This is a genomic window from Streptomyces sp. CB01635, from assembly GCF_002803065.1.
GTDB lineage: Bacteria > Actinomycetota > Actinomycetes > Streptomycetales > Streptomycetaceae > Streptomyces.
On record NZ_NNBL01000003.1, the window covers coordinates 71169 to 83447 of the forward strand.

8 protein-coding genes and 4 pseudogenes are annotated in these 12279 nt (G+C 68.5%); 7 read left to right on the forward strand and 5 right to left on the reverse strand.

The window, feature by feature from the left end; genetic code table 11:
* Window positions 1-564 precede the first annotated feature (564 nt).
* On the forward strand, window positions 565-807 hold the full coding sequence (locus CG723_RS08495) for a hypothetical protein (RefSeq protein ID WP_100592682.1): 243 nt from the start codon (window positions 565-567) through the stop codon (window positions 805-807).
* Window positions 808-1320: 513 nt separating this feature from the next.
* Here CG723_RS08495 and CG723_RS08505 read toward each other — a convergent pair.
* A complete protein-coding gene (locus CG723_RS08505; protein WP_100592684.1) occupies window positions 1321-1542 on the reverse strand; it encodes a hypothetical protein in 222 nt (73 codons plus the stop codon).
* A 1222-nt stretch (window positions 1543-2764) separates the two neighbouring features.
* Here CG723_RS08505 and CG723_RS08515 point away from each other — a divergent pair.
* From CG723_RS08515 to CG723_RS08525, 3 genes and pseudogenes are all read left to right on the forward strand, one after another.
* Window positions 2765-3097, forward strand: a pseudogene (locus CG723_RS08515) (PRC-barrel domain-containing protein); the annotation flags it as partial.
* A 253-nt stretch (window positions 3098-3350) separates the two neighbouring features.
* Window positions 3351-4934: an FMN-binding glutamate synthase family protein gene (locus CG723_RS08520; protein WP_100592686.1), complete on the forward strand. Its 1584-nt coding sequence runs from the start codon at window positions 3351-3353 to the stop codon at window positions 4932-4934.
* A gap of 82 nt (window positions 4935-5016) precedes the next feature.
* Window positions 5017-6747, forward strand: a complete 1731-nt coding sequence (locus tag CG723_RS08525) for a thiamine pyrophosphate-dependent enzyme (protein ID WP_100592687.1) — start codon at window positions 5017-5019, stop codon at window positions 6745-6747.
* A gap of 2 nt (window positions 6748-6749) precedes the next feature.
* On the opposite strand, the gene CG723_RS46125 is transcribed toward CG723_RS08525, so the two are convergent.
* Window positions 6750-7043, reverse strand: a complete 294-nt coding sequence (locus tag CG723_RS46125) for a hypothetical protein (RefSeq protein ID WP_159032407.1) — start codon at window positions 7041-7043, stop codon at window positions 6750-6752.
* Between the two features lie 1056 nt (window positions 7044-8099).
* On the opposite strand from CG723_RS46125, the gene CG723_RS08535 reads away from it, so the two are divergent.
* A complete protein-coding gene (locus CG723_RS08535; RefSeq protein WP_100592689.1) occupies window positions 8100-9773 on the forward strand; it encodes an FAD-dependent monooxygenase in 1674 nt (557 codons plus the stop codon).
* Window positions 9774-9892: 119 nt separating this feature from the next.
* Here CG723_RS08535 and CG723_RS08540 read toward each other — a convergent pair.
* Window positions 9893-10049, reverse strand: a pseudogene (locus tag CG723_RS08540) (IS5/IS1182 family transposase); the annotation flags it as partial.
* On the opposite strand from CG723_RS08540, the gene CG723_RS46855 reads away from it, so the two are divergent.
* Window positions 10038-10202 (forward strand): hypothetical protein, encoded by a 165-nt coding sequence (locus CG723_RS46855; RefSeq protein ID WP_199841777.1) that lies wholly within the window; start codon window positions 10038-10040, stop codon window positions 10200-10202. The pseudogene CG723_RS08540 and the gene CG723_RS46855 overlap by 12 nt on opposite strands.
* Window positions 10203-10379: 177 nt before the next feature.
* Window positions 10380-10820 carry a hypothetical protein gene (locus tag CG723_RS08545; protein ID WP_100592690.1) on the forward strand — a complete coding sequence of 147 codons (441 nt, stop codon included), beginning with the start codon at window positions 10380-10382 and terminating at the stop codon, window positions 10818-10820.
* Between the two features lie 45 nt (window positions 10821-10865).
* On the opposite strand, the pseudogene CG723_RS08550 reads toward CG723_RS08545, so the two are convergent.
* Window positions 10866-11090: pseudogene (locus CG723_RS08550) on the reverse strand (NucA/NucB deoxyribonuclease domain-containing protein); the annotation flags it as partial.
* Window positions 11091-11366: 276 nt separating this feature from the next.
* Window positions 11367-11923 (reverse strand): annotated as a pseudogene (locus tag CG723_RS08555) (helix-turn-helix domain-containing protein); the annotation flags it as partial.
* Window positions 11924-12279 lie beyond the last annotated feature (356 nt).

The following is a 12279-nucleotide window of genomic DNA, read 5'->3' on the forward strand; positions in this document are numbered from 1 at the left end:
GTGCACAATCCGATCCTCGCGTCGGGACCGAACCGAGCCCCGTGCGCGTGAAGGCAATGAGGGCTCCCGCCCGGCACGGCTAGGCCTCGCAGGTGTCGGCGCTCAGGCCTGGTGCCGTGATGGATCACGTCCGGGGGGCGGGTACGAGCGCCCGCCGACCCCCGCAGGGCTTTTTTGAGGGGCAACCGGATGACACGAGGCCGCCTACGCCGTGGCTCGTTTGCCCGTCGATTGCATGGGCGTACGAAGAACAGGTGGGCCGGCCCGGTTCGGCGAAGGCCGGGCCGGCACCTCCTTGGTCGGAGACCGGTGCGAACCATGTCACGGCCGCACGAGAGGCCATGCCGTGGCACCGGGTGACTGGCCTTTCGCGCTGCTCGGCTACACGTGCGCATCGCACTGACCTCACCTCTTGGCCGACCGGCAAGCTCCTTCAATGGAGTGCATTGCGAGCAGGCTGCGGCTGTCCCATGCATCCCTCGGGCAGGACTTTCGGTACAGGCGCCCGGCGGCCGTCACCCCATGCCTTCGGTGCCTGGCCCCCTTCGACGAAAGGAGATTTCCATGACCGAAGTCCTCGGTCACGGCACGGACCCGGTCAGTGCGCTGATGCACCTGATCAGCGCGGACAACCAGCGATGGCTGAAGGACCAGCCACTGTCGAAGCAGAGGGAGGTCGCCGGGCGGTATTTCGACAGCACAGGCGTAAAGGTGGCCGAGGTCATGGGCGGTCTGGCGGACCAGCCGAGCTCGCAGCAGAAGGCCGACCAGCTCATCGAACAAGAGAGGAACGCCAAGCAGGACTAGGGGCGTTTTCGACACCTTCGGGCCAGATGAAGACACCCACGATGTTCCAATGCGGCCAGGCCAGGCCACGTCATTGCTTCAGCTCGATGCACCGCTCCACAGAGGTGCTTGGTAGGCAGTTGTCGAAAGCAGGCATCCTGCCACCGACCGGCCACAGTTCATGCGCTTGGCGAACTTGTCGGTGTGAGTGGACCTGGCCGGGAGAGACGTCTGATGCGTGGTCGTCCGGTCCCCGGCAGGGGCGCCTTCGGTCGAGGACCCTGCCGGGGACGGTGGGCCGGGTGATCGCGGAGTCGACGGCATCGACGCAGTCGAGGCCGCCTCGGCGTCGGCCCGCACGAGCAGGGCGTGAACGTCCTCTCCCAGGTGCCGTCAGCTGGCCACTTGCGCAGTCTGGTTGTGAACGCCTTCCCCGATCCGAACGCCTTGGGCAGGCAGGCCGGCCCCAACGCGACGAGGTGCGGACAATCGCCCGCGGCCTACCGATGCCCGCGGCGAACCTGTCGCCTCACTTCAGAGACGACGATCTCGCTCTTCGTCGATGAGCGGAGCGGACGGTGGCACGACGACCCGCCTGCGTTTGGCGATGCTGGTGAAAGCCAGCACACCGATGACGCCGACGATCATCATGATCGCGCCGACCACATCGAGGTTGACGCTCCGCATTTGCCAGTCGGTCCCGAACGTGAGAATGGCGCCTGCGCCGATGAGCAGAATGCATCCGCCTAGGCCCATGAGATTCGCCTCCAGTGTCGGATGGTGATGGTGCCGGTCGCCCTCGGGTACCCGCGGCGTTCGCCGCCATGCACGATCCGGGGGTCTCTTGACGACCGCTCGGATGCGCACATGTGGCAGACCACGAGAGGAACCCGCGTACACCGGAGCAAGGGAGGGAAGTTGGGGACGGGCATGCTCGACGCATGGGACGTTCCCTGCCTGTGCCAGTGGAACAGGAGCACAGGATGGATCACAGCATCGTCGTCGAGGTGACCGAGCCGGTGGCAGCACTCCGAAGGAACGGCTCGTGGTCCATGGCGCATCGACGGAGGCCACGTGCGGAAAGAGCGTGTCCTGCCCGCCACGGAGTTGCCCTGTCGCTGAACATGGCCACCCTCATCAGCCTCTTCCGGCCTCACACCACTGTCGGCCGCGACGACGAGCGTCCTGAACAGCCTGTCAGGGAAGCGGAGTTGTCCGTCGACGTTGTCGAGCCTCCCATCCTGACCCGCAGGACACTGCCATCGAGTTCGAAGTGCGGGTGCCGCCTCGCGGAGAGATCACCCTGGCATTGAGCAGGCAACAGGTCGGCATCCAGCAGGCGCTGGCCGGTAGGACGCTAACGGTCTGGGCGAACCAGTGCAGCGTCCCATTCCTCCTGGACGGACACCTCGTCACCACGTCCCTTTCAGGCTGCGACCGGAGGACATCGCCTGCCTGACCATGCACCCCGGCGCCCTACCGGCCGGTCCTGCGCCCGCGCCCGCCGTCCTGCCCCGGGCAGGCAATGGCACGGCCATCCTCGCGGCCGGCGAACCGGTCGAGAGGGACCGCAAGTCCATCGCGACGGGATCGTCTGCCTGGCCGGCGGCCGTTACCTGGTCGGGCTCGCCCTCGCCGGCCGCTCGATCACGTTGCGGTTGGACCGGCAAAGTCCTGAGACTCACACCGACAGTCCGGGACCCCTGGGCGCAGTGTGGGTGACGAGGCAGATCGCCCTCTGCCCTCGGAACTGTTACGCCGTGCACGGTCACCCACGCCACAGCCATTGTGACGCGGGTACGGCAGTCACCGTCCGGTCGGAGTGCACCACTGTTTCCGTCTCCGTGATTCCAGCCATGTTCGAACGGGCTTGTTTAGCGGCTGGGAGCTCGGACAGCCGGAGGATGTCGCCTGAACAGGACGCACGGTGCAGTCCGCACCGCCTGGACGGAAGCGGCTGAAGTACGGAGGCGCCACAATGACCGAGAACATCTGGAGCTACCCGGCCAGCGCTGGTCACACTCAGAACGCCGATCTGACGGGCTACAAGGTCGAGGCCACGGACGGCCACATCGGCAAGGTCGACAAGCACTCCAACGACGTCGGCTCGCAGTACATCGTTGTCGACACCGGCGTGTGGATCTTCGGCAAGGAGGTCCTGCTGCCGGCGGGCACCATCACCGGCATCGACGCCGAGGCGACGACGATTCAGGTCGCGCGCACCAAGGACCAGATCAAGAGCGCGCCGGAGTTCGACAAGGACAAGCACCTGGGCGACGCCGGCTATCACGAGCAGGTCGGCACGTACTACGACGCGCCGGGGACTCCGGGGACTCCGGGGACTCCGGGGACTCCGGGGACTCCGGGGACTCCGGGCGCGGGGCCGACGCCCCCTGGGCGCCCCACGATCTGACCAGACCTGGGCACAGCCCGGGGGACGGCGTGCGGGTGGCCGCCTCGCTGTGCCCACGACAGAAGTGACGCGGACACGGATTCGCCGGAGCCGCGCACCGGTTGGACGAGCACGACGAGAACGACGAGGACGACGAGGACGACGAGGACCAATGACGCGTTTCGCAACGGTAGGACTGTTGACGGCCTGCGCGCTGGGCAGTTTGCTTCTCACCGTCTCGGCATCTCAGTGGTGGTGGTTCGCTGCGGCCCCTCTCACGGCCGCGGCACTGACCGGTGTGTACGACCTGGTCCAGCGTCGGCACTCTGTACTGCGGAACTATCCCGTCCTCGGCCACCTGCGCTTCCTCATGGAGAGGCTGCGCCCGGAGCTGCAGCAGTACTTCGTGGAGCGCAACTACGACGGCAGGCCCTTCGACCGGGACACCCGCAGCATCGTCTACGAGCGGGCCAAGGGCGTCGCTGCCGAGGAACCGTTCGGCAGTGAGCGAGACATGAATGATCGTGGCTACGAGTTCCTCGTGCCGTCCATGGCCCCGGTGGATGTGCCCGACACGCCGCCCCGCGTCGGGATCGGCGGTCCCGACTGCACCGAGCCGTACGACATGGCCCTTCTCAATGTCTCGGCGATGAGTTTCGGCTCGCTCTCGGCAAACGCCGTCGTTGCTCTGAACACGGGCGCGGCACGTGGCGGGTTCGCACACGACACCGGCGAGGGAGGCCTTTCGACGTACCATCTGCGCCCCGGCGGCGACCTCGTCTGGGAGATCGGCACGGGTTACTTCGGCTGCCGTACCAGTGACGGGGGCTTCGACGCACGGCAGTTCGCCGAGAAGGCCGCCCATCCGTCCGTGCGCTGTGTGTCGCTCAAGCTGTCGCAGGGGGCCAAACCCGGGATCGGAGGTGTCCTCCCGGGCAGCAAGGTGAACGCCGAGATCGCTTCGGTCCGAGGTGTTCCCGAAGGCGAGACCATCGTGTCGCCGCCGTACCACCGCGTCTTCTCCACTCCGCGCGAACTCGTCCGGTTTCTGGCCCGGATGCGCGAACTGGCGAGGGGTAAACCGGTGGGTTTCAAGCTGTGCCCGGGATCGAGGACACAGTTCCTCGCCGTGTGCAAAGCCATGAGAGAGGAAGGGATCACTCCGGACTTCATCGTGGTGGACGGCGCGGAGGGCGGCACCGGCGCGGCGCCGTTGGAATTCGCCGACCACCTCGGCATGCCGCTCACCGATGGCCTCTTCACCGTGCACAGTGCCCTGACCGGTGCGGGGCTGAGGGAGAGGATCCGGATCGGTGCGAGCGGCAAGGTGGCGACGGGCGCCGACATCGTCAAGCGCCTGGCCATGGGCGCCGACTACACCAACGCGGCCCGGGCGATGATGTTCGCTGTCGGGTGCATCCAAGCCCAGCGCTGTCACACCAACGATTGCCCGACCGGTGTGACCACCCAGGATCCGCGCCGGGCCCGCGCCCTCGACGTCGTCGACAAGGCCGCGCGCGTCGCGAGCTACCAACAGGCCACCGTTGACAGCGCGCTGCAGATCATGGCGGCGATGGGCGTACGGGACACCGCGGAACTGGGCCCTCGGCTGCTACGGCGCCGGGAGGACCATGGTGGGTTCCGGTCCTATGCCGAACTGTACGAGTGGCTGTCCCCGGGCGAACTGCTCGCCGAACCGCCCGAGAGCTGGGCTACCGACTGGCAGGCAGCGGATCCGGACACCTTTGCCTCCTGACGGCGCTACCTGAGGGCAGAGCTGACGGCAACGGGCACCGATCATTCGAGCATTTCGAGTCGTTAGAGAGGAGACACAGCCGATGAGTCGAACCGTGGCCCGCGTCATGATCGACGCCTTGGAGGAGCTCGGAGTACGCCATGTCTTCGGCGTGGTGGGGGATGCTCTCAATCCCCTCACCGATGCCATCCGCGCGTCCGGGTCCGTCGAATGGGTCGGATGCCGGCACGAGGAGGCCGCAGCGTTCGCCGCCGGGGCCCAGTCCCAGCTCACCGACACCCTCGGGGTCTGCATGGGCACCGTGGGACCTGGCTCCGTGCACCTGCTGAACGGTCTGTACGACGCGGCGAAGAGCGGAACCCCGGTGCTCGCCGTCGCCGGCCAGGTGCCTCTCGCGGAGGTGGGCACGGACTACTTCCAGGAGGTCGACAACGATCTGCTCTTCCGCGATGTCGCCGTGTTCCGCGCCACCGTCACGTCTGCGGAGCAGATGCCCGGCCTGCTGGAGATCGCGGTGCGCACCGCGATCGGGCGGCGCGGTGTGGCCGTGCTGACCGTCCCCGGCGACATCGGCGACCACGAACTGCCGGCGGACCGGCCGGCCCGGCTCTCCGTAGCCGGTTCCGCCAACCGGCCCGACGATCCGGGACTGGACGCGGCGGCCGATGGCCTTCGCGACGGCGGCAAGGTCACGATGCTCGTCGGTCGCGGAGCGCGCGGCGCCCGCGAGGATGTTCTCGCCCTCGCCGAGCGGCTCGCCGCGCCCATGGTGCTGACGCTCAAGGCGAAGGAAGGATTCGAGGGCGACAACCCCTACCAAGTCGGCCAGACCGGGCTGATCGGCAATCCGGCCGCCGCGCACGCGATGGACGAAGCGGACACCCTGTTGCTGCTCGGCACCGACTTTCCGTACCGGGAGTGGTACCCGCAGGGCAAGAAGGTCGTCCAGGTCGATCGGGTCGCCGAGCACATCGGCCGACGTGTCCCGGTCGACGTGGCCCTCGCTGCCGACGTCGGTCCCACGGTGCGGGGCCTCCTGGAGCGGCTGGAGCGGCGCAAGGACCGCGAACACCTGGACGACGCGCGCGAGAAGTTCGGCGCATGGCAGCAGGGACAGCAACGGCTGGCCGCGCCCGGCCACGACCGTGGGCTGATCGGCAAGGTGCGGTCAGCCTTCGACAACCGCGACCACCTGGTACGCCCGGAGGCGCTCGCCGCCGCCGTGGACGCCCTGGCGGCCGACGACGCCGTCTTCACCTCGGACACCGGCATGGCCACCGTCTGGCTGTCACGCTTCGTCGAGATGCGTGGATCCCGCCGCCTGCTCGGCTCCTACAACCTCGGCTCGATGGCCAACGCGATGCCGCAGGCGATCGGCGCGCAGCTCCTGGACCCCGACCGGCAGGTCGTCGCCTTCTGCGGTGACGGCGGACTCGGGATGCTCCTCGGCGATCTCATGACCGTCCGGAGCCGGCGGCTGCCGGTGAAGCTCGTCGTCTTCGACAACCAGCGCCTCGGGATGGTGAAGCTGGAGCAGGAGCAGGCGGGCCTGCCGGAATTCGGGACGGAGCTCGACAACCCGGATTTCGCCGCGGTCGCCGAGGCACTCGGCATCACCGGCATCCGGGTGAGCCGGGCCGAGGACCTGGCCGAGGGCGTCAGCCGGGCCTTCGCCACGCCGGGACCGGTGCTCCTGGACGTCCTCACCAACCCGGAGGAGATCGCCGTGCCCGCCAAGCCGGCCATCCAGCAGGGCTGGGGCTTCGCCATCGCCAAGATCCGCGAGAACCTCACCAGTCCCGGCGGACGCTGACATCAGGCCCGGGAAACCACGACCCAGCGCAGGATGAGCTGCTTGACGGCGGGCGCGGTGCAGGGCCTGCCGGGTCGGTGGTGCCGGGTGAATGTCCCTTTCCTGGCGATGAGTTGGCGGTGCCAGGCCAGGAGTGGGGTGATTGTGAAGGCCTGGCGCCGGCGCTCGTGCGGGACGAACCGCGAGAGCGTGGCGAGCCGGATCCGGTGTGCGGGCTCGTGGCGAACGCGGGCGGTATGACGGCCCAGGACCGCGTTCTCGTGTCGTAACGCGAGGACCTCTGCGTGCGTGGCCACGCGGCTGCGCTGTACGGCTGGGGGCATCGTGATCGGAGTCCGAATGAGCGCGGCGACGGTGGACAGTGGCGTCGAAGGATCGTCGCAGATGCTGTGCGGGCCGGTCTTCTGGTCGGGGAACTGCCAGGGCAGGTCCCGAATCGTGTTTTCGAGCGGCACAGGCAATCAACGACATTGATGACCCGGACCTGGATTACTGCATAGGCGTGAAAGCATGACTGCTGAATTCCCGGTGTGACTGAGCGCTTCACTTGGCCGCGCTGGCGCTCAGCCCGTCCGAGCACCGCTGCCCTGACTACCTCACAGCGCCGATCGTGCAGGTGCCGAACAAAGCGGCACCTGTGATGCACAGCAACACGACAAGGCGCGCCGTCCAGTTGTCCTTCTCGATGGCCAGCCGAATTGTCCGCCAGAACTCCCTGCCCATGGCTCCTCCGTGGCGTCGTGTGTACGAGTTTGGGCACGGGCGGGCAATTGCACTCGCGCCTGTACACGGACCAGTCGGCTCACCCGGCCCTGCGCCACGGGGCGAAAATCCGTCACACCCCGAGTGGGAGCTCGGTGCACAAGAACCTCAGGTCACAGGACCGACCAGAGGTCGCAGCTGTGACGGCGGGAAAGTAGGCCGTCACACGTCCAGTGCGTCCGAACCCGCGTTGGCGTCGCAGTGGCAGCCGTGGCCCTACGGGCGTTGGCGGACATGAAGGCGGTCTTCCCGGCGGGCGAGGCTCTGGCCTCTGTCATGTAGTGGCCGGAGATGGAGATGGTGTCCCACTCCGGGATCCCACCTCGCAGAGGTCACACGGATGTACACCAAGGGGTCACGGCCCGGTAAGTACGTGCTTGGCTCCCCCTCAGGCGGCCTACTTGGATGCTCAGAGTGGCCAACTGAAGCACCAAGAAGCCATCTCATTCGGCTCGGTAGGCTATTGGCAAAGAAAGGGTTTTGATTCCTTCGGTTCCGCACCGCGGGGCAACCTCAACCCTTTCTGGTCGGCGCAACCTTGTTAAGCACACTGGCTCGGGAAACAATCCGGACGACGAGGGAGCCTGATCATGGCCGATGTCGACGTACTCGTGGTGGGCGCTGGCCCGGTGGGCCTGACGGCGGCGGCCGAGCTGCGGCGGCACGGCGTGGACTGCCGCATCGTCGATCGGCTGGCCGTCCCGCAACCCCATGCCAAGGCCATCGGCGTCCTGCCCCGCACGCTGGAGGTGTGGGACGCCATGGGCCTGGTCCGCGGGGTGCTGGACGAAGCGGTGCCGCACCTGGGCCAGTTGGTCTACATCGACGGCAAGCCTCGCCCCCGGGTCGAGCTGACACTGCCGCCCGAGATTCCCTACCCCTTCGCCACGCTGCCCCAGCACGCGACCGAGCGGCTGCTCGCCGAGCATCTCGCGCGCTTCGGCACGCAGGTGGAGCGGCCGACCGAGCTCCGCTCGGTGGAGACGCGTCCGGACGAGGTCGAGGCCGTCCTCGCGCACGCCGACGGCCGGACCGAGCGTCTGCACGCCCGCTACGTCGTCGGCTGCGACGGGGCGCACAGCCTGGTCCGCAAGGCGGCCGGGCTGACCTTCGAGGGCGAGGCCTTCCCCGAGCAGTACATGATCGGCGACGTCGAGGTCGACTGGGAACTGCCCGCCGGCTACAGCATGCGGGCCGTGCACCTGGACGCGAACGGTGCGATGGACGACATGCTCGTCTGCATTCCGATGCCGGGCGTTCGGCGGTACTGGCTCTCGATGCTGCGCCCCGGCGCCCAAGCCGGAGGCGAAGACGGCTCGAGCGCGCCGGACGGGACCGTTTTTGGCCTGGGGGATGGTCAGGGACCGGGCCTCGGCCAGATCCAGGCCGCGCTCGACCGGCTGTCCCCGGAGGTGACGACCGCCTCCACGCTGCGCTGGTCGTCCGCCTTCCGGACCAGCCACCGCATGGTGGACCGCTACCAGAACGGCCGCCTCTTCGTCGCCGGGGACGCCGCGCACATCTACCCGCCGATCGGCGGGCAGGGCCTGAACACCGGCGTGCAGGACGCCTACAACCTCGCCTGGAAGCTGGCCCTGACCGTCCGCGGACTGGCCACGGACGACCTGCTGGAGAGCTATCACGCCGAACGCCACCCGGTAGCGCAGGAGGTGGCCGGCCGCACCGTCCGCCATGCCCGCACCGTCCGCCATGCCCACTCCGGCCTCATCAGCAACGGGGACGACGCCGAGATGCTTCTGCGGCGCCAGGCCCAGCTGCTGGTCGCCTACCCGGACAGCCCGTTGATCCAGCCGCCGGCGGTGGACGGGACACCCGCGGCCGGTCCCGCCCCCGGCGACCGGGCACCGGACTGCCGCGGCCTGCTGAGCGACCTCGCCACCTACCCGCGGCGGCTGTTCGACCTGCTGCGCACCCCGCGGCACGTGCTGCTGCTGTTCGCGGGCTCGGAGCACGCCTCGGGCGACGGAGCCGCCCGGCTCGAGGCCTGCGCCGCCGAGGCGCATCGCGCCGCCCACGGCCTGCTCGACGCCTATCTGGTCACCGCCGCAGAGGTACCGGAGGACGCCCGCCCGGTCGGCCTGCGCCCGCCGCGGGTGCGCGACGCGGCGGGCGAGTTCCGCGACGCCTATGCACCGCGCGACGGCGAGGCACTCCTGATCCGCCCCGACGGCTACCTCTCCGGACGCTTCCACCCGGCCGTACCGGAACGCCTGACGGCGCATCTGCGCCGAACTTTCGCCTGACTCCCGCTGCCGCGGGCGGAGCGCCGCCGGTGACGGTCCTACGGGCGTGCGCCCCCGAAGATCGAGGGGCACCCGTCTACAGGCCGTCAGCCCCGCGGCGGGTGTTGTCAGGTTAGGAGTCATCTCATTCGGGTGGGTCTGCGGTAGCAGATGAGGGTGCAGGCGATCCTGGTGAGGGCCAGGAAGTGGTCGGCTTGCGTTCGTAGCGGCGGTGGAGGCGGCAGCAGCCGGCGAGCCAGGCATGGTGCGTTCGATGGTCCACCGGTGTCGTCCGAGTCGGCATACGTCGAGTTGAGCGACCTGTTGCCGTCCGTGACCGAATACTTCGGGCCCGACCATCCGGCCGCGCTCGACGCGGGACACGCCTACGCCTGGTCCGCCGGGCGCACTGGGAGGGCCCAGGAGGGCCTGTGCGTGGCGCCCTCTTGATCAGGTCGCGGTGCCGGCACAGGACCCGTTTCCGGCCGCACGAGCAGCCGCAGCCGGCGAAGCACCGACCCAGGTAGCGGACTCAGCAGTGCGGCCAGGGAGGCCCGGTCTTCGGGCCGGCCGGGGCTGGGCTGATCGGTAGGGTCACAGGCAGCGAGGAAGGGGTGTGCCCGCCCGATGGGTCTGGTCAGCAGGCAGCAGATGGATGCGGACGTCGACTTCTACGCGTTGTGGCTGGAGGATGCGGACGACACGAGCGAACGGGACGAGCCGGAGGATGGCGCCCCGTTCGTTGCCGCATGCGGCCAGCGGGTCTATCTGCAAAGCGGCGGCCACACCCACACCCCGGCCTTGTCGGTGGAGGTGTGGGAAGACCAGCCGCCTGTGGACGGCGGGGTGTGGGAGGCCCAGGGCGAGGCGGGCATGGATGTCCCGTCCGGCCAGGTCGGGGTGTGGACCTACGGTGGGCCCTGCGAGGGCGCGATTGAGCTCGGTGAGGTGGGTCGGCGCTGGCATGTACGGGTGTATGTGAGCGGTCGCGAGCGGGTCCGTGAACTGGCCGAGCAGGAGGTCCCGGTCCACGCCGAGCGCTACCTGCTGCAGTTCTGGCCTGCGTGACACCTTCCGGTCCCCGCTGGGGCGGGGACCGGGGGCGTGGTGGCGTCAGGAAACCTTGATGATGTAGCCGTCGTTGGGGCCGTCGATGATGCGGTTGAGGCGGTAGAAGTCCGCGATGCTGCGCCCGCCGGCGCCGTTGTCCTCCTTCGGGATCGGCCGTGCGGAGAAGTTGTTCTTCGGGGCCTTGTGCTGCGGGTCGTACTTCGTCAGCGCCTGGGCCACGCCCTCATACGTGGCGGAGAAGGGGAACTCGTCGCATTGCTTGCCGCCCTGCGCGTAGTTGACGCCCCGGTTCTTCTACTGGGAAGGCCTGGCCGAGTCGCTGGTCCACTCCCACATTGCGGGTGCGGATTACTCATTCGCCCAGCTCAGGCTGCAGGTTGGTACTCGTGAAGGGTTCCGTCGAGTCGGTCTGGTCGGCGGATCTCCAGGTGCGTGAGCTGTCCTGGCTCGGTCTTCGGTTCGGGCAGTGGGCGGAGCGGGGGGCTTGATGCAAGGCCTGTCGTGGCTGATGCCCGATGTGGTGCCGTTTGAAATCGCGGAGCACGGCTCACCGTCTTCGGGTATGACCTCGCCGTCGGCGATCGCGTAGAGGTGCTCGATACGGGCCTTCTTTGTGGCGTAGTCGGGGTGGCGCGAAGCCTTCCAGGTCTTCACGCGTTGAAAGGAGACGCCCTCCTCGCGGAGCAGGATGCGCAGGCCCTCGTGGCTGATGTCGTCGCCCCCCTCAGCGGCCAGGAAGTCGGCCGGCTTGGCCAGGCTCCAGATCGAGGACGGCAGGCCGTGCCCGGCCGGCTTGGACTTGGCGATCTTCTTGATCTCGCGCCGCTCGGGCAGCGTAAAAGTCCTCGGGCGACCGCCCTTGTAGCTGGGGTAGAGCGACCCGAAGCCGTCGGTGTTGAAGTCGTGAATCACATCGCGGACCCGGTCCGCGCTGGTGAACGTCACCTCGGCGATCTCCGCCATCGCCATGCCCTGTGCTGACAGCAGCACCGTCTGGGCCCGCCGCCACGTCACGACCGAGCCGGTGCCTCTGCGGATGATCCGCAGCAACCTCGGCCTTCATCGTCATCGATCTCACGAACCCGCACACGTTCTGCCACCCGGACAGAGCCATGGTGACGCACCGTGTGCGCCAGCGCCCGCGCGGCGCGTCACATCACAACAGGGCGGACGCTGCCTGATACGGCGCTGGATGCCCGCCGATGACATGGCGCGGTGCGGTCTCGATGCCGCTGGCTCCCGGATTGTGGCGGCCGCCGACGGGAGGCAGGGTGGTGTCGGGACCGATTGGGCGAGGCAGAAGGCACACGACCTGTCACGGATGCGGGCTGTGGCCCGTCCTCATCGCGAAGCGAGTCCTGTGAGCCGGGAACCGGCGAACTTGGTCACCGCCGAACGAGTGGGTCGGTACACCGGTCCGGAATGCGGTGGCCGACGCAAGATCGTCCATTCCGGG